Below are 25342 nucleotides of genomic sequence, written 5' to 3'. Positions count from 1 at the left end.
GGAAGAACGTAGAACGCTTCTATATTAGTACCTCGGCTCCCTCTCCGGCTGCATCGACTTGCGACCGTACCGAACGCCGCCCGCCGAAAGCAATTTCATCTTCTCGCCCATCAACAACTCCTGCTCGTCCCGTTCGGCTAGCGCCATGAGCCGGTCGATCTCCACCAGGCGCTCCCGCCGCGGGCGGTCGGCGATCCAGGCGACCGCCGCGTTGAAAGCCGCCTCCGCGTCGAACTTGCCTTCGCGCGGCCGAGCGAGCCGCTCCCAGGCCGTCACCGCGTCCTCCGATGGCGGTTCTCGCGTGCCGGCGAGGAGTGCCGCCGCTATCTCGTGCAGCATCGGGTGCCTGAACTCCTCGACCGTCACGGACCGCCGCACCCGATCCACCCACGTCTCATCAGCGAGCATCAGGTGCACGAGGTCCCGCTCGGCGGGGATGTCGGGGGGGACGACGGAACGGCGGAACGGCGGAACGTCGCCTCCGCCGGGCACCGGCGTCTCGGAGCCCCTTCGTTCCGTCGTGCCGGCGTTCCGCCGTTCCGCGCGCTCCACCTCCTGCTCCAGCACTTCTTTGGACACCCCACTCCGCTCCGCCGCGCGGGCCAGATACAGGCCGCGCGTGATCGGATCGGCGGCGGCGCGGATGGTCGGGAAGAGGCGGTCCAGAGCGCGCCTCCGCCCCTCGAGCGAGCCGAAGAGGCCCTTGCGGTCGAGGAGTTGGACCTTGCGCTCGAACAGGTCCACCGCCTGGCCAAGCAGCGCGCGGAACGCCTCGGCGCCGCCCTTCGCCACCAGGGTGTCGGGGTCCTCGCCCTGGGGAAGCGACACCACGCTGACCGCGACGCCCTGGCGCAGTAACTCGTCGCCGGCGCGGAAAGTGGAGCGGAGCCCGGCGGAGTCGGCATCGAGGGCCAGCGCGACGCTCTTGGCGTAGCGCCGCAGCACGCGGGCCTGCTCGCCGGTGAGGGCGGTGCCGAGCGGCGCGACGGCGAAACCGATCCCGGCGGCCTGCAGGCGGATGACGTCCACGTACCCCTCCACGACGACCGCCAGCCCTTCGCTGCGGATCGCGCCGCGGGCGCGGTCGAGTCCGTAGAGCAGCGTCCCCTTGTGGAAGACGTCCGTTTCGGGCGAGTTGAGGTACTTGGGCTCGCCGTCGCCCAGCAGCCTGCCGCCGAAGCCCACCACGCGGCCGCGCGCGTCCGTGATGGGGAAAATGAGGCGGCCGCGGAAGCGTGGGACGAGTGCCGCGCCCTCCCGCTCCATCACGAGCCCCGCGCCCTTGAGCGCGCCGTCCTCTATGCCGAGGGCGCGCATCGCCTCCAGCATCTCCTCGCCGCGGGCGGGGGCGTAGCCGAGCTGGTACTGGTCGCGCACCACGTCGTCGATCGACCGGCGCGCCAGGTACTCGCGCGCGGTCGCGGCGCCCTCGGACTCGCGCAACCGCCGGGCGAACCAGTCGGCGGCGACCCCGAGCGCGGAGTAGAGCGGCTCGTTAGGGTCCGGCCCGGCCTGGCGGGTGTCGGGCACTACGATGCCCACCTTGCCGGCGATCTCGCGGACGGCGGTCGGGTAGTCGAGCCCGAACTTCTTCATCCAGAAGGTGAAGACGTCCCCCGATTCGTGGCACACGAAGCAGTGGTACATCTGCTTCTTCGGCACCACGGAGAAGTTGCGGTGAGTGCCGCCGTGGAAGGGGCACGGGCCGCGGAAGTCGGAGCCGGTGCGCTTGAGCTCGACGTGCTCGCCTATCAGGGTCACCAGGTCGGCCGCATCGCGGATCTGCTCGATCAGCTCGGGGGCGATCATGGCAACGCCGTCACGTCGGAGGTGGCCACGCGGACGCGGCGGCCGCGCACCAGGACGGCCACATCGTCTCCCTGGACGCTTTCGACCTCGCCCTCGATACCGAGCGACTCGATGCGCACTTTACTTCCCGGCGCAACCGACGCCGCGTCGCGCTCCTTCTGCTCCTCGGCCTCGGCGAGCGCGCGGATCGAATCCTCCAGGATCCGCCGGGCCTCGCGCGGCTGGTCCGCCTGCGCCAGCGCGATCGCGCGCTCGACCTCCGCACGCGACTCGAGCAGTACCTCGCGCTTCGCGGCCTTGCGCGACCTCTCCAGCTCCTTCTCCTGCCGCTCAAGCCCGCGCTGCCACTCCGCGAGGCGGTCCCGCATCGCACTCAGCTCGAATCGTAGCGCCTCGAGCTCGGCAGCGCGCGCGTCCAGGTCCGCCGCGCGCAGCTCCAGCTCCTGCGCCCGGGCCTCGAGGGTCGCCAATGTCTGGTCCAGCTGCCGCGCATCCGCCGGCAGGCTTCGCTCAGCATCGGCGAGGACTTCCTCGCGCACCCCCAGGCGCCGCGCGATCGCGAGCCCGTACGACCGGCCGGGCAGCCCCTTGGCGAAGCGGTAGGTGGGCGTGAGGGTGGCCGCGTCGAACTGGAGCGACGCATTCACGATGCCGCTCTCGCGCGCCGCGAGCTGCTTGAGCGCGCCGAGGTGCGTGGTAGCAAAGGTGACGGCGCCGCGTGAAGTGAGGAGCCGCAGCGTCGCCGCCGCCAGTGCCGCACCCTCCGCCGGATCGGTCCCGGTGCCCAGCTCGTCGAGGAGGACGAGCGACCCCGCGTCCGCCCGGTCGAGCACCTCGCGCAAGGCGGCTACGTGGGCGCTGAACGTGGAAAGACTCTCGCGAATGCTCTGGCGGTCACCGATGTCGGCGAAGAGCGCCGTGAACACCGGCAGGCGCGTCTGGGGCCCCACGGGCGGGATGACGCCACTCTGCGACAGCGCCGCCACCAGGCCCACCGCCTTGAGCAGCACCGTCTTGCCGCCGGTGTTGGGGCCCGAGAGCAGCACCGTTCGCTCTCCCTGGTCCAGCGCCAGGTCGAAGCGCTCCACCGGCGTGCCGGCGGCGAATAGCAGCGGGTGCGCGCCGCGCACGATGGCCAGCGGCTCGCCGTCGCCGATCCGCGGCCGTGTCCCGCCCACCGCGAGCGCGAAGCGGGCTCGCGCATAGCAGGAATCCACCGCGATGAGCATCTCGAACGCGGCCGCGAGGGGGTCGGCATGGGGGCGGAGCATCACCGTGAGGGTGCGCAGCACCCGCAGCACCTCCCGCGCCTCTTCCGCCGCGAGCGCGCGCAGCCGGTTGCCCCGTTCGATGGCCTCGGCCGGCTCCACGAAGAGCGTCGCGTGGGTGGCCGACTCGTCGTGGACGATCCCGCCCAGCCTGGTGCGGGCCTCGCGCCGGACCGGGATTACGTACCGCCCGCCGCGGAGGGTCACCGTGGCGTCCGCCGGCCGATGACGGGCATCGAGCGACGCGAGGGCGCGTTCCAATCCCTTCACCAGCTCGTCGCGGGCCTCGAGCACCTCGCGGCGGAGGCGCGCCAGGTCCCTGGACGCGGCGTCGCGCACCCGGCCGTCCGGCTCCAGCGCCTTCCCGAGCTCGCGCTCCGGCTCAGCGGGGAGCGCGGGCGCGGCGAGACCAGCGACGGCACCGGCGTCTCGCTGCACTCGCCGCAGCCTGCCTCCGACGACGCGCGCCGCCTCCAAAACCAGCCCGACCGCCGCCAGCTCGGCACCCTCGAGTACCGCGCCCTCGAGTACCAGGCGCCCCAGCGCCGCCGCGATGTCGGGGAACGGCTCGGGCTCGAGATCGTCGCCGGCCTCAAGGCGCGTGGCATACTGGCCGACGAGGGTCAGCTCGCGGTCGATCCAGGCAGCGTCGGTCGTCGGGGTGAGGGCGCGGACCCGATCCGCGCCGAGGTGGGTTACGGCGTACTGCGAGACCTGGTCGAGCACGGCGGGGAACTCGATAGCGGCAAGATCCGGAACCGCGAATGACCCGCCCGTCATTATCCGGCCAGCTCCTCGCGGGCGATCTGGTTGATCACCCGCCCTTCCGCGCGACCCTTGAACTGCGGCATCACCTTCCCCATCAAGGCGCCAAGGTCCTTCGCGCCGGCGGCGATCGCCGCCTTCACGGCGTCACGACCTCGACCGACTCGGCCTCGCTCACTTCGCGGCCGAGCTCGATATCGCGGTTCTTGAGGTCCGAAAGGAGGGTTGAGTAGAGGAGCGTCCGAGCGTTGTCGCGGTCCTTGCGCGCCGCATTCAGCGCGGCGCGGATCTGCTCGACGAGCGTGTCACTCACTCCTGGTGCGGCGGCTCTTTCGACGGGCGGCGTTCATCTTCCGCTTGCGGCGTTCGCTGGGCTTCTCGTAGTGACGGTGCTTCCTCAGATCCGAGAGGATGCCCGCCTTCTCGCACTTCTTCTTGAAGCGCTTCAGCGCGCGCTCGAAGTTCTCATCCTCGTGGATGATGACTTCCGGCATTCCATACCTCGTGTTCGGGTCTCTAAAGCAGCTAGCCTGAAAAAGTTAACCGGCCTCTGGACGCATCACAAGGGATGGGGAGCGGTTCCTGAGGGAGCGGTTCCTTTGGCGCGGCGCGAAGGCATCGCGGCACGCCAAAAGGTACCGCTCCCTGCTCCCCGCTCCCTACCCCGGCGGCCATTTCATCCGCCGCCCTCCCAGCACGTGCAGATGCAGGTGCGGCACCGTCTGGCCGCCGTGGGCCCCCACATTCAGCACGACCCGATAGCCGCCGTGGTCGATCATCACCTTCCTTGCCACTTCCTTGGCAAGGAGCATGAGCGAGCCCAGCAGCGGCACGTCGGTGGTGTCGTTGAGAGACTCGAGGTGCCGGTTGGGGATGACGAGCACGTGGTCCGGCGCCTGCGGGTTGATGTCCCGGATGGCGATCGCCTCCGGCGTCTGGAGGACGACGTCCGCCTTCGTCTCGCCCTTGGCGATCTTGCAGAACATGCAGTCGGTCATTCGGAAAACCGGTGATGGGTGATGGGTGATAGGTGATGGGTGAAGGAATAAACACCGGCAACGTCTATTCGCCACCCCCGAGGCGGGCGGCGGCCGTCAGAGCCAGGGCGGCGAGGGCGGCGGTGTCGAAGCGCAGGGTTGCCCTGCCCAGCGCGACCGGCTTGAAGCCCGCGGAGCGCAGCGTCGCGAGCTCGGGAGGTGTGAATCCCCCTTCGGGTCCAATGGCCCAGTACACTGGGTCGCCCTCCTTGATCGGCGGCAGTGGCCCGCCTTCGGCGTCCGCAACCAGTTTGAGCGGAACCGGGCCGGGGATGCGCACGGCCTCGCTGAGCGCTGCCGGCGACAGGATCGAGGGGACCCAGGCCGCGCCGCACTGCTTGAGCGACTCCCTCGCGCGGCGCACGGCCTTCTCCACGTGCACCGCCTGGAAACGGGTCGCCACCTGATGGGAGCGCTCGGTGACGAGGGGGATGATCCGCGTAGCGCCCAGCTCGGTCGCCTTCTCCACCAAGCCGAGAAAACGGTCGCGGTCGCCGGACCCTACGAACATTTCCGTGACCGGCGGCGCCGGCACGACCGTCGCGGCAATGACTCGCGCGGCGACCAGGTCACGGTCGAGCGCGAGCCGGGCCGTCGCCACGCCGCCCCGGCCATCGATGAGCCGCACCGCCGCTCCGTCTCCGACCCGCCGGACGCGCAGGTGGTGCGATTCCTCGTCGTCCAGGATCACGACGCCGCCCGCCACGAACGGTCCGCGCGCGAACACGATGACGGCGGGCGCCGGGGCCGGTGCGGTGCGCGTGCTCACGCGCCCAAGGCCTCCTTCATACGGTCCCAGAATGACCGTCCGTCGCGGCTCGCGGGCGCCTCGCCCTCATGCTTCGCAAGCTCGCGGAAGACGCGCTCGAGCTCCGGCGTGAGGCGCTCGGGGGTCCAGATCCCCACCCGCACGTGCACGTCGCCCTTCGAAGCAGAGCCGAGGTGCGGCAGCCCGCGACCCTTGAGCCTCATGGTGGTGCCCGCCTGCGTGCCGGGGCTCACCTTGACCGGCTCGTCGCCCCAAGGCGTTGGAACCACGACGTCGGCCCCGAGCGCCGCCTGGCTGAACGACAGCGGCAGGTCGTAGACGAGGTCGTCGCCGTGACGAACGAAGCGCGGGTCGTCCTCGACCTCGAGCATCACGATGAGATCGCCGGCCGTGCCTCCGCGCGGCCCGGCATGGCCCTGGCCGCGCATGGTGATGTAGTTCTCCGACGAGACGCCGGGCGGCACGTCCACGTTCACGGTGCGGTCTACCCGGGTGCGGCCGTCGCCCCGGCAGATGTCGCACCTGACCGCGATGATGCGGCCCTCGCCGGCGCAGGTCGGACAAGGCCCCACCGTCACGAACTGCCCGAACACCGAGCGCTGCGCCCGCCGCACCTGCCCGGCCCCGCCGCACGTCCCGCAGGTCCTGGGGCTGGTCCCACGCTTGGCGCCCGATCCCGCGCACGCTTCGCACGGCACCAGCACCTGGTAGCGCAGCGTCTTCTTGGTGCCGCGCGCGACGTCGTCCAACCCGAGGGACACGGCCGCGCGCAGGTCGTTCCCGCGCCGTTCCGAAGGGCCGCCCTGCCGGCCGCCGCCGAACAGCTCTTCGAAGCCGCTGAACCCGCCGAAGTCGCGCATGAAGATGTTGAGCGCCTCGGAAAGGTCGAACGCGTGAAAGCCCTGTGCCTGTCCCGCCCGGCCCTTGAGGCCGGCCTCTCCGTAGTGGTCGTAGATGCTCCGCTTCCCGGGATCACGAAGGACCTCGTACGCCTCGGTGATCTCCTTGAAGCGCGCCTCCGAGTCCTTGTCGCCGTTGTTGCGGTCGGGGTGGTACTGCATGGCGAGCTTGCGGTAGGCGCGCTTGATCACCGCCTCGGCGGCGTCGCGGGGGACTTCGAGGAGCGAGTAGTAGTCGGTCATCGCAGCAGGTCGCTCACCATCTTGGAGGTGTGCTCGACCAGCGCCACGATCTTCACGTAGGGCATCCGCGTCGGGCCGAGGACGCCGATCACGCCCTGGAGCGAGCCGGCCCGGTAGGGTGATGTGACGAGCGTGAGGTTGGACAGGCTGCGGTTCTCGTTCTCGCCGCCGATGGTGATCGTGAGACCGACGGCGTTGGCGCGCTGGCCCAGCACCTGCTTGAGCACGTCGCGCTGCTCCGTCAGCTCGATCAACTGGCGCATCTTGGGGCCGCTCTGGAACTCGGGCTGGTCGGCGAGCACCGAGGTGTGGCCAAGCACGACGTCGCCCGCCTCGCCGGCCGGCACGTCGAAGATATGCTCGCCGGTGGACAGGAAGATGTCGAGCAGCTCGCCCTCGGCCGCGGTCACGGCGCTGTCGCGCAATCGGTCGGGAAGCGTCCGCCGTAGCTCACCCAGCGTGAGACCCGCCAGCCGGTCGTTGAGCACCACGGCGACGGTCGCGACGGCCTCCGGGTGGAGCGTGCCCGGAACCTCCACGAAGATCGTCCGCACCACGCCGCTCTTCAGAGCGAGTACCAAGAGGAGCCGGTCGCTCGAGATCGTGACGAGGTCCAGCCGCTCGAGCACCGCGCCGTCGAGCGACGGCACGACGGCGACGCCGAGCTCCTGAGTGAGGACGCCGAGCACCTCCGCCGCGCGGCGCAGGATCGCGTGCACCGCCGAGCCCTCCGTGGTAAGGCCTTCCCGGATCGCATCCTGGTCGTGCCGAGACGGGCGCGGCAGGTGCATGAGGCCGTCCACATACAGGCGATAGGCGCGATCGGTGGGGACCCGGCCGGCGGAGGTGTGCGGATGGAACAGGTACCCCTTGTCTTCCAGGTCGCTCATCGCGTTCCGGATGGTCGCGGCGGACACGCCGAGACCGAACCGCCGGGCGAGGACCCGACTGCCCACCGGCTCGGCGGTCTCCACGTAGCTCTGGACGACCGCCTCCAGAACCTTGCGCTCTCGATCGGTCAGGATGTCCGGCGACATAGGCAACCTCAAGTCCTGCCGCAAACTAGAGGGACGCCACTAGGGCGTCCAGCCGCAGCCAGCCTCGCGGCGTGAGGCGCGCCCGACCTCGCGCCGCGGCGTCCGGCTCCCCGGCACCCAGCCACTCGGCCCAGCCGCTCTCGATCCATCGCCCGACCGTTAGCGCGAGCGCCTCGGTGACCGCGATCCCATCACTCGTACGCAGCCCAAGATAGCGCTGTTCCAGGCGGCGCTGGGGCTCGCTGAGTAGCTCCCCCCCAGCGATGGGGCTCTCTCCCTGTGCGACCAGCCGCTGCCACCGCGCGTAAGCCGCCTCGTTCCACCATCGCGACGTCCCGTCGAAGCTGTGCGCGGAGGGCCCCAAGCCGAGGTATGGCGCCAACCGCCAATAGGCACGATTGTGCACCGCCTCTTTCCCGGGCCTCGCCGCGTTCGACACCTCGTAGAAGCGATACCCTGCCGCTTCGAGCGTGGCGTGCGCCTCAAGATACTCCTCTTCATAGCGCGGCTCGGCCGCGCCGACGAGCGCGCCACGCTGCTCCTGCCGGGCGAGCGCAGTGCCGGGCTCGATCGTGAGGCCGTACAGGGAGATGTGGTCGGGCTCGCACGCGACCGCCGCAGCCAGGTCCCGCGAGAAGTCTCGGCCGAGGGACTCGGGAAGCGCGAAGATGAGGTCCAGCGAGATGTCCCGGACGCCCGCGGCACGGGCCGTCTTCACGGCCCGGGCGATCGCCGCCGCGTCGTGGGTACGATGCATCCAGGCGAGAACCCGGTCGTCGAACGACTGCGCCCCGATGGAGAGACGCGTCACGCCCGCCGCCGCCCACGCGCCCGCGGCCTCCGGGGTCACGTCGTCCGGGTTGGCCTCGACGGTGAACTCGTCCAGATCTCCGCGCCTGCCGAGCAGCGAAGCGATCTGGGAGAGGCCGGCTCCGCCGAGCAGCGACGGGGTGCCGCCCCCGAGGTACACGGTGCGTGGCGCCTCGGGCATGCCCGCCCGCTCCACTTCCCGCGCGAGCGCCGCCAGGTATTCCTCGACCGGCACCCGCCGGCGCACGGCGATGCTGAAGTCGCAGTAGGTGCAGCGACGCGCGCAGAAGGGGACGTGTACGTAGACGTGCTCGGCGTTCACGACGCCAGGGCGAAATGCTTGCCCGGGAGTTGGCGGACCAGCCCCTGGAGCTCGAGCGACGACAGGGCCGCGAGCAGGAGGCCGGCCTCGAGCTGCGCGCGCTCGGCGATGTGGTCCACGTGCGCCGGCTCCGGCGTGATCACATCGAACACCGTCGCCTCGGCGCCGGAGAGCTCGGCCCGCACGAGCTCGGCGCCCGGCGCGTTCATCCCGGTCGCCGACTCGTCGGGGGCCGGACCGCTCCATGCGATCTTGTACTCGGCCAGAAGGTCTCGCGGCGAGAGGTAGACGCCCGCGCCCTGATGGAGCAGCAGGTTCGGCCCCTCAGCGACCAGCTCGTTGATCCGGCCGGGCACGGCGAAGATCCGCTTCTCCAGGCTCTGCGTCCACCACACCGTGTTGCTGGTGCCTCCCTTGGCGCGGCCCTCGACGACCAGCAGGCACTTCGCCAGCCCCGCGATGAGCCGGTTGCGTTCCGGGAATGTGAACCGGGTCGCGCGGACGCCGGGCCCGTACTCCGAGACCAGACACCCGTGGTGCGGCACGGCCTCGAGCAGCGACCGATTCTCCACCGGATAGATACGATCGATGCCGCAGCCCAGCACGGCGACGGTCTTCCCGCCCGCGTCGAGCGCGCCACGATGCGCCCGCGCGTCGAGCCCGCGCGCCATGCCGCTCACCACGACGAGCCCCGCCTTGGCGCACTCGTACGCCGCCTCGTAGGCCACCTTGATGCCATAGGCGCTCGGCTCCCGGCTTCCGACGATGGCGACCATCGGCTCACGAAGGACCGTCGCGTCACCCAGGACGTAGAGCAGCTTCGGCGGCCGCTTCAGGCGTAGCAGCTCGAGCGGGAACTCGGGATCGTCCGGATGGAGCAGCGCGGGTTCAATCCCCATCCGCACGCTCCACCTTCAACCTCTTCCACATCGATTCTAGGAACGGCTCAAGGCCCGAATGCGAGACGCCCGAGATCACGAACTGCGCGAAGGCGTCGGGCGTCTCGGGGAGATCGAGCTCGTGAGCCGAGGGGACGAGGTCAACCTTGGTCCAGGCGACGCAGTGCGGCTTGGCGGCCAGCTCGGCCGAGAACGCTTCGGCCTCGCGCCTCAGCAGGTCGTAGGCGCCGGCAGTATCGGGCGCGTCCACCGGGATCATGTAGACCAGCAGGCGCGTCCGCTCGACGTGACGCAGGAACTTCAGGCCGAGGCCCTTGCCGGCGTGCGCCCCTTCGATGATGCCCGGGATATCGGCGATGACGAAACTGCGGTGACGCGAGAGCTGCACCACGCCGAGGTTGGGCTCGAGGGTGGTGAAGGGATAGTCAGCGATCTTGGGCCGCGCGGCCGTCACCGCGGCGAGGAGCGTGCTCTTGCCGGCGTTCGGCTCTCCTAGAAGACCGACGTCGGCGATGAGCTTCAGCGTGAGCTCGATTCGCCGCTTCTCGCCGTCCTCCCCGGGCTGGTATTCAGTGGGCGCCTGATGGGTCGGCGTAGCGAAGTGCTGGTTGCCGAGACCGCCGCGACCGCCCTTGGCGACCAGCAGGCGCTCGCCGGGCTTCACGACCTCGCCGATCGGCTCCCCGGTGTCCGCGTCGCGCACGACCGTACCGGGCGGCAACGGCAGCACCAGGTCGTCGGCGGAGCGGCCGGTGCGCTGCGACGTTCCGCCGGGTTCCCCCGATCCGGCGATCCACCGCTTCTTGTAGGTATAGTCGAGCAGCGTCCAGAGCTGGGGTTCGGCCACGACGTACACGCTGCCACCGCGCCCGCCGTCACCCCCCGACGGGCCGCCCTTGGGCACGAACTTCTCGCGCCGGAACGCCGCCATCCCGGACCCGCCATGTCCCGACCGGACATCCACGAAGACCTGGTCGATGAACATGGGTCAGCCGTTGGCCGTCGGCCGTTGGCCGTTGGCGGAAGCAGCGAAGTCGTGCCACAGGGCGCGTGCAGCGTCCACTCGCGAGCCCGGAAGTCCGACCTCTCCGGCGAGCGCCAGGACAGCGGCAACCTGGTCAGGCGTCGCACCGACGTTCAGCGCGCCACGCAGGTGCGAGTGCAGCTGCCGGGGCGCGTTCTGGGGAACGAGCATGGCGATCGAGCACAGCTCACGCCTGGTCATGTCGAGCGCCGGCCGGCTGATGGTACGCCCGTACCCGTCCACGACGATCCAGAGATCGAGCGCCGGGTGCAGGGCGGCCACGTTGCGCCGCAGCTGGTCGAACTGCGGGCCGTAGATGCGGCGGCCGGTTTCCTCTCCACGCGAGAGCCACTCCCTCCAACGATCGTAGTCCGCGGCGTCGGCGCCCTCCCCGGACGCGGGCACGACGGCGCGCAGCGCGGCGGCCGCGACGCCGCTTCTTCCGCGTCCGGGATCGCGAGGGCGACGCGTACCAGGCCGGCGGTCGACGGGTCGAGCGCGCTCACGATAGCACCGAATCGCGACGACGTGTCATCGAATTGAAGGCAGGGCGGATCATTCCCTTGCGGACAAACGGACAGCCGGACGGGTCATGTGGGCCGTTCGAGATTGACGGTGGCGACCAAGCGACCGACCACGGCGCCGACGCTGTTCCGGATCGGGGGCTCGCGGTGGGACTCGCTCACCCGCGCCGCGCCGGGCGCGAGCTGGTCGAGCACCGCGAGGAGAGCAGGCGCCAGGCATCGCATGTCGCCATCCTCGACCTTGATCGCGACGCCCAGCCGCTGCTCCGTCAGCGCCGCCGAGTAGACGCCTTCGGCGCCCACCTTGGCCAGGATCTTGCCGCCGCCGGCTTCGAGGAGCTCGGTATCGAGGCGTCCCGTGCCCGCGATGAGGAACGGGTCGGCGCGTACCGCCGCAACGATGCGCCGCGCCGCCGCGCTCGCGCCGTTCGATACCGGGGCTCCCTCCTCGCCCGCGGCGACGACCGAGAGACGCGCGAACGCCAGCGCCATGGACCGGATCGGGAGCGCGAAGCTCGGCACGCCGCATCCGTCCGTCGCGAGCGAGATCTGCGATTCTCCGAGGCCGGTCCACGATGCGACCTCAGCCAGGCAGCGCCGCTGCACCGGGTGGTCGGGCAGCGCGTAGCCCGATTTCTCCCAACCGTGGAATCGCGCGAGTGCCAGCATCCCCGAGTGCTTCCCCGAGCAATTGCTGTGCGCCCGGGTCGGCTTCTCGCCGCGCTCGGCCATGGCGCGGGCGACCGGTTCGGAGAGCGACTCATGGGGCCCACAGACGAGATCGCCCTCGTTCGATCCGGAGCGGCCCAGGAAGCTCCGCGCCACTTCCACGTGCCTGGCCTCGCCGTTGTGCGAGGCGCAGGCGAGGGCCAGCTCCTCGTCGTCCACGCCCAGGGCGTCGGCCGCGCCGTCGGACACGAGCGGGATCGCCTGGAAAAGCTTGGCCGCGGAGCGCCAGAAGGTCACGAGGCCGGGATCGCCGCTCCGCGCGACCAGTGCCCCGTCGCTCGAAACGACCGCGATGGAGACCCGGTGGCGCGACTCGACTACGTGGCCTCGGACGGCGTCAACGGTGGAGGTCATGTCGGGGGAAAGCTAACCGGTGGGAGGGGGCGGCGTCTCTCCGGCGGCCGCGGTCTGTCTGCCCCGCGGCGCCTGCCCTATATTCGGCCGATGCGCGTTCTCCTCGTCACCGCGTTCGTTGCGGCAGGCGCCGCGCCACTGGCGGCCCAGGTCGAAAGCAACCGCTACCTGCCCATGTCTTCCTGGGCAACACCCTACGTAGACCACCTGTCGCGGGCCGGCGTCCTTCGCGGGCTGGATCCGCTCACCCGGCCGCTCCGCCGCGCCGACGTGGCGCGGGCGATCGCCGCGGTGGACACGACGGCCGTCGGCGCGTCGGCGCTGAGCATGCTCCGCGAACTCGCGCACGAGCTGGATGACGGCGCCGACACCGTGCGCTGGACGCTGGACGCCAGTGTGGGTGCGCTCGGCGCGTCGGATGCACGGCGGTGGGCGCTGCGCCCCTCCGCCGACTCGACCGGCATCTACCCGCAGGCCGGTCTCTCGGCATCGCTCGAGCTGCCGCACTTCGCGCTCGTGACCCATCCGCGCATCGACAACCGCCTCAGGTTCGATCCCGACTACACGGGCAAGAAGGACCGCATCGTGGCGGGGCGGAACGACGAGGCGTACCTCACCGCGTCGTGGCGTTACGCCGACCTGTTCTTCGGCATCATGGACCGCAACTGGGGATCTCCCGAGGTCGAGGGCCTGCTGCTCTCAACCAGCCCGTACGCCTTCGACCACCTGATGCTGCGCCTGGGCCCGCGGCGGCTCCGGCTCGAACTTCTGGCCACCCAACTGGACCCGCTGCCGCTGTTCAACACGATCCAGCCGGTGAACCGCTACCTGTCGCTCCATAGACTGGTGGTCCAGCCGTCTTCCCGTTTCGCGTTCTCTCTCTCCGAGGCCGCGCTCTACGCCCAGACGGGGGGGATCCCCCGCTCCTTCGAGCCGTGGTACGTCAACCCCCTCAACCTTTTCCTGCTGGCCCAATACAACGACGTGCCGACCTCCAACGCGCTGCTGGGCGCGGACGTCTCGTGGCAGGCGGGCGGCAGCGTGAGGTTGTTCGCGCAGCTCTACCTAGATGACGCACAGGTGGACGAGAAGGCGCAGGGCGACAAGGAGCCTAACGGGTACGGCTACACGCTCTCGGCGTCCGGCGGAGCCGGCGGCGGAGCCGTGAGCTGGTCGGCCTTCTACACGCGGGTGACGAACCTGGCCTACCGTACCCCCGCGAACGAGGAGCAGTACACGCTCCGGGGCGTCGGCATCGGGCGGAGCTACGCCGACTACGACCAGGCCACGGCCCGGGTCACGGCGATCGCCGCGCCGCGCCTGCTGGTCGGCGCGGAGCTGACGTGGCTGCGCCAGGGCGAAGGGGACTTCCGGGTGCGCTACCCCGCCGAGTCGCTGTTCGCCACGACCCCCACGCTCTTCGAAGGCGTGGTGGAACGCACGGCGCGCGTGGCCGGCCAGGTGGCGTGGACGCCCCGCGATGGCGCGAGCCTGAGCGCGGAGATCGGGCGGCACTTCGTCCGCAATGCGGAGCACGTGGACGGCGCGAGCGACGGCCGGTGGGTGTGGAGGGTGCGGGTCGAGCTGCGCCGGCGGCTGTCCGGAGCGCTGCGCTGGTAACGCGGATGGGCGCGGCCGAGCCGGTTGACGGGCCACCGCGCGGCGCTTGGCATGGACGTTGACGCCATGGTCATCGGCGCCGGGGTCATCGGCCTCGCGTGCGCCCGGGAGCTCGCCGCGCGCGGGCACGAGGTGATAGTCGTGGAGCGGCACGAGCGCTTCGGGGTGGAAACGAGCAGCCGGAACAGCGAGGTCGTGCACGCCGGCATCTACTACCCACCCGGCAGCCTCAAGGCCACGCTGTGTGCGAGCGGCAACCGCAGCCTCTACGCCTGGTGTGAGACGCACGACGTGCCGCACCGCCGGATCGGCAAGCTCATCGTCGCAACCTCGAGCGACGAGGAGCCGAGGCTCGACGAGATCGGGCGACGCGCCGAAGCCAACGGGGTGCGATCGCTCCGTACGCTGTCGGCCGTGGAGACCCGCACCCTCGAGCCCCGGGTGCGGGCGACGGCCGCGCTCTGGTCGCCGGACACAGGGATCGTCGACTCGCACGCATTCATGGCCAGCCTGCTCGCCGACGCCGGAGGCCATGGGTGCACGGTGGCCTGGCGGCACACGCTCGCCGGGGTCGATGCCATGGAGGGCGGGTATCGGCTGACCGCGCGCGCAAACGATGGCGCCTGCACCGCGGTCACGGCGCGCTGGGTGGTCAACTCGGCGGGCCTGGAAGCGGACCGGGTCGCCGCGCTCGCGGGGTTCGACGTGGAGGCGTGCGGCTACCGGGTGCACTTCGCGCGGGGGCATTATTTTCGGGTGCACCCGCGGAAGCGGCACCTGGCGAGCCACCTCATCTACCCGACGCCGCAACCGGCCGGGCTGGGGATCCACGTGACGCTGGACCTGGCAGGCGGTATCCGGCTGGGTCCCGACGTCGAGTACCTTTCCGCTCGGGTGCAGGACTACGGGGTCGCCGAGGGTTTGCGCGAGACGTTTCACGCGGCGGCATCGCGGTATCTCGAAGGCCTGGAGCCGGAGGATCTCTCGCCCGATCTGGCCGGCATCCGGCCCAAGCTGCAGGGGCCCGGCGAAGGCTTCCGTGACTTCGTGATCAGTGAAGAGTCGGATAGTGGCCGTCCAGGCTGGGTCAACCTGATCGGCATCGAATCGCCCGGACTCACGTGCTCGCTGGCCATCGGCGAACTCGTGGGCAACCTGCTGGAGCGCCCGTCGTGATCGTTCGCGAGCGCATCATCGCCCTGCTGGACGCAATGAAGGGCCGCCGCATCGTCGTGGTCGGCGACGCCATGCTCGACATCTATCTCATCGGGGACGTGGAGCGCATTTCCCCCGAGGCGCCGGTCCCGGTCGTCACGGTGCAGGAGCGGCGGTACGCCCTCGGCGGGGCCGCGAACGTGGCGGCCAACGTGGCCGCGATCGGCGCGGAGGTCACGTTCGTCGGCGCGATCGGGGACGACCAGCGTGGTGAGCAGCTGCGTACCGAGCTGGCGGCCGCGGGGATCCGCGACGACGGCGTCATCGTAGTGACCGCGCGGCCCACCACGTCCAAGACGCGCGTCGTGGCGCGCAGCCAGCAGCTGGTGCGGATCGACGAAGAAGAGGACACGCTCCTCGACGGCGAAGCGCTGGAGGAGCTGAAGGACCGGCTCAAGCGCGCCCTCAAGAACGCCGACGCGATCCTGCTCGAGGACTACAACAAGGGCACCCTGGCGCCGACCGTCATCGAGGCGGCACTCCAGGGAGCACGCAAGCGCGGCATCCCGTCGGTCGTGGACCCCAAGTACAAGCATTTCTTCAACTACAAGGGCGCCACCGTCTTCAAGCCTAACCGGCGCGAACTGGAAGCGGCCCTCGGCGCCGCCGTGGACCTGGAGCACGCCGATGCGCTGCCCATGGTGATGGCGCAACTCGAGGTGGACAACCTCCTCCTCACGCTGGGGCCGCAAGGCATGGCGCTGCTCGCCAAGGACGGCGCCATAACGCGATTCCCTACCCACGCGCGCGAGGTGTACGACGTTTCCGGCGCGGGCGACACGGTCACAGCGTGGGTCGGCACGGCGCTAGCCGCGGGAGCGACCATGCGCGAGGCGACGGTGCTCGCGAACTACGCCGCCGGCATCGAGGTGGGCAAGGCGGGCGTCGCCGTCGTCACGCGCGAAGAGGTGCTCGAGCTGTACGAGCGGCGGTTCGACGAAGTGGGGATGTTCCGGCGGGGGGGAGTGCTGTAGCGGCGCCCCCGCCCCCGCCCGGCGCCCCCCGAGGCGCGTGGCTCCAGTCCCTGCTGGCGTTCACCGCCCGCCGGGGCGCCCGCGACGCCGGCTGGTCGCTCGCGGGCACCGTCGCCACCGCCGCGCTCGGGGTCGGTACCACCATCCTGCTCGCGCGCAGCCTCGGCCCCGCAGGATTCGGCACGGTCGCCGTCGCCCTCGCCATCGTGTTCACCGTCGCCGGCCTCTCGGACCTAGGGTTCTCCGTCGCCTTCGTGCGGCTCGGCAGCCCCGAGATCATGGGCGGCCGCGACATCCGGCATCTCCACACGATCTTCCTGGGCCTGCGCGTCGGCGTCGCCCTCACGATCGCGCTCGGGGTGACACTCGCGGGCCGGTGGATCCTGCCATCGCTCCAACTCCCCCCGGGCATGCCCTGGCTGGCCGCCGCGGCGGCGGCGTGCGGCGTCGCGATGGCGGCGGGCGCCCACTACGTCTCCGTCCTACAGGTCGTGCGCGACCAGCGCTCGCTCGCGGTCACCCGCTCGGGACTCGCCGCGGCGCGGCTCGCGACCTACGCCACGCTCGCCGTTGCCGGCGGCCTCACGATCACCGCCGCGCTCGCGGTGACCCTGATCGCCGTCGCCGCCGAGGCGGGGGCGATGTACTGGACCTCCCACCGCACCGTACCTCTTTGGCCTCCCATCCTCCGGAAGCCGCCCGGGGAATGGCTCACCTTTTCGGTGTGGATGGCGGTCCCGGCGGTGGCGTACGCCCTGGTCGGGCAGAGCGACACGCTGCTGCTATCCGCGCTGTCAGGCGTCACGGAAACCGGGATATGGAACGCGGCGGCGCGGGTCTCGGGAGTGCTGCTGCTCGCGTCGGGCGCCGCGTGGTCGGTGGCGCTTCCCTACGCCACGGCGATCATCGAGCACCAGCAGCTGAAGCGCTATCTTCGCCTGGTGCGGAACGGGGCCCTGGTGCTGGCGGCGGCGGCCGCCGCCGGCATCTGGCTGGCCCCGTGGATCGTCGAAGTCCTCTACGGCACGCGGTACACGTCCGCCGCCGGCGTGTTGCGCGTCCTGCTCGCGGCCAACGTCATCGGGTCGGTGAACCTGCTGCTCGTGCCGGTCGGGCTGCGGCTCGGTCACACCCGCCTGGTGGCGATGGTCGGGGTGGTCGAGTTCGCGGTGAACCTTGGCGGCGACCTGCTCTGGATACCGCGGTACGGCGCGATGGGGAGCGCCGCGGCCACCTTGCTCATGCACGTCGCCGGCGCCGGCGTCCTTGCCGCGGGGATCGCGCTCACCCTGCGCCGCCGTGGCGGGGACGCCCTGGCCACGCATATTGGATGACGACATGACGACTGCATTCGATAGGGACGTTGGGGTGATCGGCGGCTGCGGCCACGTAGGCCTGCCGCTGGCGCTCAACTTCGCCGACAAGGGCCGGCGCACCGTCATCTACGACATCGACCAGCGCGCGCTGGCCCTGGTGGCCGGCGGGTCAATGCCCTTCGAGGAGCAGGGCGCGCCGGAGATGCTCGCGCGCGTCCTGAAAGCGGGCCGGCTCGAGTGCACGCACCGGGCTGAAGCGCTCGCGTCGTGCCGCGCGCTCATCCTCATCATCGGCACTCCGGTCGACGACCACCTGAACCCCGCGCTCGACGCCATTCCGCGCGCCCTCGAAGCGTGCCGCCCCTCGTTGCGCGACGGGCAGCTGTTGGTGCTGCGCAGCACGGTCTTCCCCGGAACGAGTGCACGGGTGCAGCGGTGGGTTCGGGACCAGGGGCTGGACATAAGCGTGGCGTTCTGCCCCGAGCGCGTCGCGCAGGGCCACAGCCTGCGCGAGTTCGCCGAGCTGCCGCAGATCGTGAGCGCCTTCGACGAGCGGGGGCTCGCCGAGGCGCGAGAGCTTTTCGGGCTCTTCACGAGTGATCTCGTCGAGATGCAGCCCATGGAGGCGGAGCTGGCCAAGCTGCTCACCAATGCGTGGCGCTACGTCCAGTTCGCGACCGCGAACCAGTTCTTCATGATGGCGCAGAGCGCGGGGCTGGATTTCCACCGCATCCTCGAGGGCAGCCGGTTCAATTATCCGCGCCTGGCCGGGATGCCGGGACCGGGGTTCGCGGCGGGGCCCTGCCTCTTCAAGGACACGATGCAGCTCGCCGCGTTCGGCCACAACCAGTTCTACCTCGGCCACGCCGCGATGCTGATCAACGAAGGACTGCCCGACTTCCTGGTGCAGCAGGTGAAGGCGAAGACCACGCTGACGGAAAAGACCGCGGGCATCCTCGGCATGGCGTTCAAGGCCGGGAGCGACGACAAGCGGAGCAGTCTCTCCTACAAGCTCAAGAACATCCTCCGAGCCGAGGCGGCGCGCGTGCTCTGCTCGGACCCGCACGTGAAGGACCAGGACCTCGTGCCGCTGGAAAGTGTCCTCGCGGAATCGGACGTGGTGTTCATCGGGGCGCCGCACCCCGAGTACCGCGGCCTCGCGGTGCCCGACGGCAAGACCGTGGTCGATGTCTGGAACCTGCTCGGGCGGGGGTACCTGGTGTGAGCGAGCGACCGGTCCGCGTACTCGTCACCGGCTCGTCCGGGTTCATCGGCGGCTACCTGGTTCAAGAGCTTCTCGACCACGGCTACGACGTGGCCGGCGTGGACAACCACTCCAAGTACGGCCGCGTGGCGCGCAGCTACGACGCGCACCCGCGCTACACCTTCCGCCAGGGCGACTGCCGCGACCCGGCGCTGCTCAAGGAGCTCGTGGCCGACTGCGATCACCTGGTGGCCGGTGCGGCGCGCATCGGAGGCATCTCCTACTTCCACCAGTTCGCCTACGACCTCCTCGCGGACAACGAGCGCATCGTCGCGGCGACCTTCGACGCGGCGATCTGGGCGCACCGCGAGCGCCGCCTCAAGAAGATCACGGTCATGTCCAGCAGCATGGTCTTCGAGAATGCGACCGTCTTCCCGACCCCCGAAGGCCACGAGCATGCCTGCCCGCCGCCTTCCAGCTCGTACGGATTCCAGAAGCTGGCCTGCGAGTACTTCGCGCGGGCCGCTTGGGACCAGTACTCGTTGCCGTACACGATAGTGCGACCGTTCAACTGCGTCGGGATCGGAGAACGGAAGGCGGTGGGCGGCCGGGCCGTGAAGAGCGGCAACGTGGAGCTCGCGCTGTCGCACGTCGTCCCGGACTTGGTGCAGAAGGTCTTGAAGGGCCAGGACCCGCTCCACCTACTGGGCGACGGCAAGCAGGTGCGACACTACACCTACGGCGGAGACATCGCGCGCGGCGTCCGCATCGCGATGGAGAGCGAGCTGGCGCTGAACGAGGACTTCAACATCTCCAACGACCGGTCCACGACCGTGCTCGAGCTTGCCGAGCTGGTCTGGGAGAAGATCCACCACGGGCAGAAGCCGTTCCGCTGGGTGAGCGACGAGCCGTTCCGTCACGACGTGCAGAGGCGCGTCCCGGACACCAGGAAGGCGCGCGAGGTCCTGGGGTTCGCGCCCTCCACCTCGCTCGACACGATGCTCGACGAGGTGATCGCGTGGATCAGCGAGGAGATCCGGCAGGGTACCTTCTGAGATGGCTGAGGCACCCGACCCCGCGCTCTCGGTGATCATCCCGACCTACAACAACGTCGCCGTGCTGCGGCGCTGCCTGGAGAGCTGGCAACGGTACGCCGCGGCTCAGCCGGTGGAGCTGCTCGTCATCGAGGACGGCTGTCTCGACGGCACCGTGGGGTACCTGCGCGAGGTCGCGGCGACGCCGTGGGGCGCGCGGTTCCTGCGCTGGTTCCACGAAGACAACGTCAACCAGCTCAAGTGCAACAATCGCGGCTTCCGCGAGGCGCGCGCACCGCTGTTCCTGGTCTGGGACGACGACATGTTCCTCGAGGTCCACTGGCTCGTGCCCGAGCTGCTCGCGACCTTTCGCGCGTACCCGGAGCTCGGCCTCCTCAGCCTGATCCGCGGGCTGTACTGTTTCCCACTCGCGTACCCGATCACGCAGTGGGAGCATCTTCACGACCCGAAGCACCTGGTAAGCACGCTGGGCCCGGGCCTCGCTCTCAACTGGTTCCGCCTCGCCGAGGTGGACATCGTGGTGCGGCCGTGGATGGTGCGCCGCGCGTGCCTGGACAAGGTCGGCCCGCTCGACGAGGCCTTCGCGCCGATCGAATGGGACGAGGCGGACCTCTGCTACCGCGTCCGCGCGCAGGGCGGCTGGAAGGTGGCCACGCACGGCTACGAGCGCCTGGGGGCGTTCACGCACCTGGGGAGCAGCACCCTCGGCCGCATGGTGTCCGAGAAGCACAAGGCGATGGTGCTGCCCAAGGGCCAGTTGTTCCATCAACGCTGGGACGAGACGATCCGCACGGAGCGTTCACGCCCGCGCCGCACCTGGTGGCGGCGCCTGCCGCCAGCCAGCCTCCCGCTCACTCTGCGCCGCGGCTTCGCGTTCGCGCTGCTCAAGCTGGGCGTGCGGACCGCGGGCGCGTCGTTCGGCTCGGCGAGGTCAGCGTGAGCGCCGTCCGGCGGCTCGCCCGCGCGGTAAGCGGAAGGCTGGGCCGGGAGAGCGCGGTCATTCGCGCGCTGCGGCCCGCGTACAACTGGGCGCTGCACGTCGCGACGTTCGGCCGCGGCATCTGGTGGACGGTCAACGGTCGCGAGCGCTACCGGATCGATCCCTTCCTGCGGCAGTACTTCCAGCCCGAGTACGACCCGCTGGTCCACGCCTTCCTCCGGGAGCGTGTGCAGCCGGGGTCGGTCGTGCTCGACGTTGGCGCCAACCTGGGCATCTACGCGTTGTGCCTGGCCGAGTGGGTCGGCCCGCGGGGACGGGTGTTCGCCTTCGAGCCGAACCCCGCGGCGAGGGCCGTGCTGGAGAAGCACGTCGCGCTGAACGGGTTCGCGCACCGGGTTACGGTCGTCGGGGCGGCGATCAGCGACGCGGCCGGCGAAGCGACGTTCAACGCAGCGGGCATCGAGGGTTACAGCCGCCTGGGCGTGGAGAATCCCGACCTTCCCGGCGGCACACCCATCACCGTGCCGGTGACGACGCTCGACACGTTCTGCGCGGGCGAGCGGATCGCGCCTGACTGGATCGTCCTCGACATCGAGGGCTACGAGGTGGCGGCGCTGCGCGGAGCGCGGGATACGATCGGATCCGGACGGGGCCGCCTGAGGCTGATCGTCGAGATGCACCCAACGCTGTGGGCAGCCTCCGGCACCTCGCGCGCGGAACTGGAGTCGCTGCTCGCTGAACTCGAGCTGCGGCCGGTCCCCCTCACCGGACAGCGCGACGCGCTGGGCGAGTACGGGATCGTCGCGCTGGAGCCCGTCGCGGGCGGGAGCTGACTACTTGCGCCCTCCGATGGCTGCCGCGTGACCGCCTTGCGCGTCGCGATCGCTACCGCTTACCGCCAGATCGTCGGCGGCATGGAACAGTACGTCGGAAGCCTCATCCCGCGGCTCGCGGAGCGCGGCCACCAAATAGGATTCCTGTACGAGCGATCCGAGCACCCGGGCGAGCCGACGATCGACGCGACCGGGCCGGTCAGCCAGCGCTGGTGTGCCGGCGACGATGTGGCGGCCTGCCTGCGGCAAGTAGCCGCGTGGGAGCCCGACGTCGTCTACGTGCAGGGTCTCCTCTCCAGCGCGCTGGAAGCGGGCCTCGCCGAGCGTTTCCCCGCCATCCTCTTCGCGCACGGCTACTACGGAACCTGCGCGACCGGCACCAAGAGGCACGCGTTCCCCGGCGTCGAGATGTGTCACCGGACGTTCGGACCGGCGTGCCTGCCGATCAACTACGCGCGCCGCTGCGGCGGACTGAACCCCCTCACCCTGGCGGGCATGTACCGGCGCGAGGCCGCCCGGCTCGCGCTGCTCCCGCGCTTCCGCTCGGTGCTCGTGGCGAGCCGACACATGGTGTCCGAGTTCTCCCGGCACGGGGTCGCCCCCGAACAGCTGCATCTTGTGCCGCTGCCGACCACGTCGGTCACGCCGGATGTGCACCCGCCCGCAGCCCGTCCCTCGAGCGGGCGGGTGCTGCTGCTAGGACGGCTCACCAAGCTCAAGGGTGGCGACCACGCGATCGAGGCGCTCCCGGTGGCGGAGGCTGCGCTCGGGCGCCGGCTGTCGCTGCTCGTGGCGGGCACCGGTCCGGAGCTCGAACGCTGGCGTTCGCTTGCCGCGCGGCGCGGCGTCACCACCGAGTTCCTCGGGTGGGTGGAGGACGACCAGCGGCTGGAGCTGTTCCGGTCGGCGGACCTGCTGGTGGTACCCAGTCTCTGGCCCGAACCGTTCGGGCTGGTGGGCATCGAGGCGGGCTGCGTGGGGCTTCCCGCCGTGGCGTACGAGGTCGGCGGCATTCCCGACTGGCTCGTTCCCGGCGAATCGGGTGAACTCGCTCCCGGCGAGCCGCCTACGCCGGCCGGCCTCGCCGACGCGATCGTCCGCGCGCTCGCGGACCCCGCGCACCACGCGCGGCTGCGCCTCGGGGCATGGCGGATGGCGAGGCGCTTCGGCATGGAGGAACATCTCGCCGTGCTCGTGCCCATCCTGGAATCGGCATGTCGAGCTCCGACGGCCTGACCGATCGGCCCAGGTGTTGCTTGACCCGTTTCGCGGGCGACGCGAGATTGCGCGAGTCCCGGGCCCTTAGCTCAGCTGGTTAGAGCGGCGGACTCATAATCCGTTGGTCGCAGGTTCGAGCCCTGCAGGGCCCATTCATGCCTGCGCTCCCTCAGGCGTGCCACCCGCGCCTACATCCCTCCGCATCAGGCGCCGCCAGAGCTCGTGGAGCCAGACCGGGGGCAGTCCGTCGAGCGCATAGCGCAGGAAGAGACCGCGGAGCCTGACCGGCGTGGCAGACCGCAGCGCAAGGTAGCTCCCATGCACCCGCCAGACCTGTCGGAACCCGAGCTCGCGCAGCGAGCGCGGCGAGTAGTGAGCGCGGTGCCGCTCGAACTCGTTGCCGAACTCGGCACCCTGGGGCCAGAAGCTCACGGGAACGGAGACGAGGACGCTCGCCGCGTTCGGCGCGAGGTCGGCGAGGAGGCGGCGTCCCCGCGCCGGCTCCAGGTGCTCGAAGACGTCGATGAGCAGAGCGAGATCGTACCGCCGGCCGAGACGCCGCACGATCTCCGCCGCGTCGCCGATGAGCACCTCGTCGTAGACCGCCCGATGCAGAGCGGTCACGTACGGCGCGTGGGCCTCGATGCCGTCGATGCGTGCGCGTCGCTGCAGCGATCCACCCAGCCACTGGTCGAGGTACTCGCGGCACAGGGCGCCGAACTTGCCGCTGCCGGTGCCGACGTCCAGCACGCTGGCGGGTCGCAGCTGCAGGACGATTTCGAGGATCGGCGATATCGAGCGGGCGTAGCTCGTCGGCACGTGGACCTCCCGGTGGTCTCGGGCGAAGCTTAGGGGCGGACCGCACGGGCGCAATCGCAGAGAGCGGGGCCTCGGTGGCGCGCGCCTCGCGGCGCTTCTATCTTTGCAGCCGTCGCCGCGCGACGGCCACAGCGAAAGGGTGGTTAGCTCAGCTGGTTAGAGCGCTGGTCTCACATACCAGAGGTCGGGGGTTCGAGTCCCTCACCGCCCACTGCCCACGCCCCCGCCGGTTGGACGGGGGTGTTTTTCTATGCCCGCGCTGAACCCGGTACAGATCCGCCGGCTCCTCGCGCGCACCCTGCGCATGGCCCTGGACGGCGGGCCCGCGGCCGCTCAGCTGGTGGACCGCTGGGCCGCGGCGGAGGCGCCGGACGATTCCTGGATCGCGGCGATCACCTGGGACGGCATCGGCGCGGCGGTGGGCTGGGCGCTCGCCACGCTCGACCTGCGCCACGTCGCGCCGCCCGCCCTCGACATCGTCGCCGCCGACGCCTTCGAGGAAGCGCGCCAGCAAAGCGTTCAACTCTCCGCGGACCTCCTGCGCCTCGGCGCGGAGTTCGAGGCGATGGGCATCCCCGCCATCGCCCTCAAGGGCTCGGCACTGCTCGCCGCGAACGTCGCTCCCGCGCCCGGCATCCGCTGGATGAGCGACATCGACATCCTGGTCCCCGAATCGCAGGTCGAGCCGGCCGCATGGATACTGGAGTCGCTCGAGTACGGGCGCGGCTATGCCCGGGATCCCCAAGGGCCCGAAGTGTTTCGGCCATACCACGAGACTTTCGCGAGCCCCGACGGCCGCGTGGTGGAGCTGCACTGGCGGCTCGGCCCGTCGCGCTGGGGACGCGCCGCGGCGGCCGATGAATGGTTCGCTCGCGCGCAGCCCGGCGCGATGGCCGGCCTGCTGGTCCCGGCCACGGCGGACCTGTTCTGGCACTTCCTGCTGCACGACGCGCGCAACCACGCCTGGTCGTCCGGCTCGCTGCGCGCCGCGCTCGACCTCGCCCTCTGCGCGCGTACCACGGGCTTCACGCTCGCGGAGGTCACCGCCCGGCTGCGCGAGGACCCGCGTCCGGAGCCACTCCTCGAGGCCATCGCGGACGCGGCGAGCCTCTCGCCCGCTCTGGCCGCGGAAGTGGAGCCGTCCCCGCAGCCGCGCTACCTGAGGCTCGCCCGGTGGCGCGACTCGCTCGGCCGGCGGCACTGGCGCACCGAGCGGATCGCCGAGGCCATCGCGTGGGGCGCGAGCCTCGACCGCGCCCGGCGCTTCGGAGGCTGGGGCCCCCTCATCGAGCGCACCCTCCGTGTCATCCCCGAAGCCGAGCCGGGCACGGGAGTCTTCGCGATGATGCGGCGCGCGTTCCTCAATCTGCGGCACGCGGCCTTCGTCGGCGTGCTCGCGGCGTCACACTTCCTGTCGGTGCCCGTCAGGCCGGAAGAATCGCGCCGCCGCCTCCCCCGCCCCTCGGCGTAAGACCCTCTCTCCCCTCTCTCCCCTCTCTCCCCTTACTCCCCTTACTCCCCTTACTCCCCTTACTCCCCTTACTTCCCTTACTCCCCTTACTTCCCTTACTCACCCTTACTCACCCTACTCACCCCATCGCCTCTTCATACAGCCCGCAATACCTCTCGCCCATCAACTCCGCTCCATACTCCCGCACC

The 25342-nt window shown here is 70.6% G+C and carries 25 protein-coding genes and 2 tRNA genes; 12 read left to right on the top strand and 15 right to left on the bottom strand.

The window, feature by feature from the left end; genetic code table 11:
- Positions 1-24: 24 nt before the first annotated feature.
- From dnaG to Q8Q85_08015, 14 genes are all read right to left on the bottom strand, one after another.
- On the bottom strand, positions 25-1809 hold the full coding sequence (gene dnaG / locus Q8Q85_08080) for a DNA primase (GenBank protein ID MDP3774210.1): 1785 nt from the start codon (positions 1807-1809) through the stop codon (positions 25-27).
- Complete coding sequence (locus Q8Q85_08075; GenBank protein MDP3774209.1) at positions 1806-3857, bottom strand: hypothetical protein; 2052 nt, start codon at positions 3855-3857, stop codon at positions 1806-1808. Before Q8Q85_08075 ends, dnaG begins: the two co-directional genes overlap by 4 nt.
- Positions 3857-3985, bottom strand: coding sequence for a GatB/YqeY domain-containing protein (locus Q8Q85_08070; GenBank protein MDP3774208.1), 129 nt, complete (start codon positions 3983-3985; stop codon positions 3857-3859). The genes Q8Q85_08075 and Q8Q85_08070 overlap by 1 nt, the downstream gene beginning before the upstream one ends.
- A complete protein-coding gene (locus Q8Q85_08065; protein MDP3774207.1) occupies positions 3982-4155 on the bottom strand; it encodes a GatB/YqeY domain-containing protein in 174 nt (57 codons plus the stop codon). The genes Q8Q85_08070 and Q8Q85_08065 overlap by 4 nt, the downstream gene beginning before the upstream one ends.
- The gene (rpsU, locus tag Q8Q85_08060) at positions 4148-4336 is read right to left on the bottom strand and encodes a 30S ribosomal protein S21 (protein MDP3774206.1); all 189 of its coding nucleotides are present in this window, start codon (positions 4334-4336) and stop codon (positions 4148-4150) included. The genes Q8Q85_08065 and rpsU overlap by 8 nt, the downstream gene beginning before the upstream one ends.
- A 165-nt stretch (positions 4337-4501) precedes the next feature.
- Entirely contained in the window at positions 4502-4840 is a 339-nt protein-coding gene (locus Q8Q85_08055) for a histidine triad nucleotide-binding protein (protein ID MDP3774205.1), read from the bottom strand.
- Between the two features lie 64 nt (positions 4841-4904).
- The gene (locus Q8Q85_08050) at positions 4905-5648 is read right to left on the bottom strand and encodes an RsmE family RNA methyltransferase (GenBank protein MDP3774204.1); all 744 of its coding nucleotides are present in this window, start codon (positions 5646-5648) and stop codon (positions 4905-4907) included.
- Positions 5645-6790 (bottom strand): molecular chaperone DnaJ, encoded by a 1146-nt coding sequence (dnaJ, locus tag Q8Q85_08045; GenBank protein MDP3774203.1) that lies wholly within the window; start codon positions 6788-6790, stop codon positions 5645-5647. Before dnaJ ends, Q8Q85_08050 begins: the two co-directional genes overlap by 4 nt.
- The gene (gene hrcA / locus Q8Q85_08040; protein MDP3774202.1) at positions 6787-7827 is read right to left on the bottom strand and encodes a heat-inducible transcriptional repressor HrcA; all 1041 of its coding nucleotides are present in this window, start codon (positions 7825-7827) and stop codon (positions 6787-6789) included. Before hrcA ends, dnaJ begins: the two co-directional genes overlap by 4 nt.
- 25 nt (positions 7828-7852) lie before the next feature.
- Positions 7853-8959, bottom strand: coding sequence for a radical SAM family heme chaperone HemW (hemW, locus tag Q8Q85_08035; protein MDP3774201.1), 1107 nt, complete (start codon positions 8957-8959; stop codon positions 7853-7855).
- Positions 8956-9858, bottom strand: a complete 903-nt coding sequence (gene dprA, locus Q8Q85_08030; protein MDP3774200.1) for a DNA-processing protein DprA — start codon at positions 9856-9858, stop codon at positions 8956-8958. Before dprA ends, hemW begins: the two co-directional genes overlap by 4 nt.
- Positions 9848-10843, bottom strand: coding sequence for a GTPase ObgE (obgE, locus tag Q8Q85_08025; protein MDP3774199.1), 996 nt, complete (start codon positions 10841-10843; stop codon positions 9848-9850). The genes dprA and obgE overlap by 11 nt, the downstream gene beginning before the upstream one ends.
- A gap of 3 nt (positions 10844-10846) precedes the next feature.
- The gene (locus tag Q8Q85_08020) at positions 10847-11287 is read right to left on the bottom strand and encodes a carboxymuconolactone decarboxylase family protein (GenBank protein MDP3774198.1); all 441 of its coding nucleotides are present in this window, start codon (positions 11285-11287) and stop codon (positions 10847-10849) included.
- 185 nt (positions 11288-11472) lie between these two features.
- Positions 11473-12489, bottom strand: coding sequence for an asparaginase (locus Q8Q85_08015; GenBank protein ID MDP3774197.1), 1017 nt, complete (start codon positions 12487-12489; stop codon positions 11473-11475).
- 90 nt (positions 12490-12579) lie between these two features.
- On the opposite strand from Q8Q85_08015, the gene Q8Q85_08010 reads away from it, so the two are divergent.
- The 10 genes from Q8Q85_08010 (at position 12580) to Q8Q85_07965 (ending at position 23016) form a co-directional block, all read left to right on the top strand.
- A complete protein-coding gene (locus Q8Q85_08010) occupies positions 12580-14109 on the top strand; it encodes a hypothetical protein (GenBank protein ID MDP3774196.1) in 1530 nt (509 codons plus the stop codon).
- A gap of 51 nt (positions 14110-14160) precedes the next feature.
- Complete coding sequence (locus tag Q8Q85_08005) at positions 14161-15285, top strand: NAD(P)/FAD-dependent oxidoreductase (GenBank protein MDP3774195.1); 1125 nt, start codon at positions 14161-14163, stop codon at positions 15283-15285.
- A complete protein-coding gene (rfaE1, locus tag Q8Q85_08000; protein ID MDP3774194.1) occupies positions 15282-16298 on the top strand; it encodes a D-glycero-beta-D-manno-heptose-7-phosphate kinase in 1017 nt (338 codons plus the stop codon). The genes Q8Q85_08005 and rfaE1 overlap by 4 nt, the downstream gene beginning before the upstream one ends.
- A 50-nt stretch (positions 16299-16348) precedes the next feature.
- A complete protein-coding gene (locus Q8Q85_07995; GenBank protein ID MDP3774193.1) occupies positions 16349-17632 on the top strand; it encodes an oligosaccharide flippase family protein in 1284 nt (427 codons plus the stop codon).
- A 4-nt stretch (positions 17633-17636) separates the two neighbouring features.
- A complete protein-coding gene (locus tag Q8Q85_07990; protein MDP3774192.1) occupies positions 17637-18839 on the top strand; it encodes a nucleotide sugar dehydrogenase in 1203 nt (400 codons plus the stop codon).
- Complete coding sequence (locus Q8Q85_07985; protein ID MDP3774191.1) at positions 18836-19873, top strand: NAD-dependent epimerase/dehydratase family protein; 1038 nt, start codon at positions 18836-18838, stop codon at positions 19871-19873. Before Q8Q85_07990 ends, Q8Q85_07985 begins: the two co-directional genes overlap by 4 nt.
- A 1-nt stretch (position 19874) precedes the next feature.
- The gene (locus tag Q8Q85_07980; protein MDP3774190.1) at positions 19875-20813 is read left to right on the top strand and encodes a glycosyltransferase; all 939 of its coding nucleotides are present in this window, start codon (positions 19875-19877) and stop codon (positions 20811-20813) included.
- A complete protein-coding gene (locus Q8Q85_07975) occupies positions 20810-21646 on the top strand; it encodes an FkbM family methyltransferase (GenBank protein MDP3774189.1) in 837 nt (278 codons plus the stop codon). Before Q8Q85_07980 ends, Q8Q85_07975 begins: the two co-directional genes overlap by 4 nt.
- 27 nt (positions 21647-21673) lie before the next feature.
- Complete coding sequence (locus tag Q8Q85_07970) at positions 21674-22882, top strand: glycosyltransferase family 4 protein (GenBank protein ID MDP3774188.1); 1209 nt, start codon at positions 21674-21676, stop codon at positions 22880-22882.
- Positions 22883-22942: 60 nt separating this feature from the next.
- A tRNA-Ile gene (locus Q8Q85_07965) sits at positions 22943-23016 on the top strand.
- 1 nt (position 23017) lies between these two features.
- Here the strand turns inward: Q8Q85_07965 and Q8Q85_07960 are convergent.
- Complete coding sequence (locus tag Q8Q85_07960; protein ID MDP3774187.1) at positions 23018-23683, bottom strand: hypothetical protein; 666 nt, start codon at positions 23681-23683, stop codon at positions 23018-23020.
- A 137-nt stretch (positions 23684-23820) separates the two neighbouring features.
- On the opposite strand from Q8Q85_07960, the gene Q8Q85_07955 reads away from it, so the two are divergent.
- Both Q8Q85_07955 and Q8Q85_07950 read left to right on the top strand, forming a co-directional pair.
- A tRNA-Val gene (locus Q8Q85_07955) sits at positions 23821-23894 on the top strand.
- A gap of 39 nt (positions 23895-23933) precedes the next feature.
- A complete protein-coding gene (locus tag Q8Q85_07950) occupies positions 23934-25154 on the top strand; it encodes a nucleotidyltransferase family protein (protein MDP3774186.1) in 1221 nt (406 codons plus the stop codon).
- The last annotated feature ends 188 nt before the right edge of the window (positions 25155-25342 follow it).

This window comes from Gemmatimonadales bacterium (genome assembly GCA_030697825.1).
In the GTDB taxonomy this organism is placed as follows: Bacteria; Gemmatimonadota; Gemmatimonadetes; order Gemmatimonadales; family JACORV01; genus JACORV01.
Note: the sequence above shows the minus strand (reverse complement) of the source record. Positions and strands in the feature narration are given on the sequence as shown.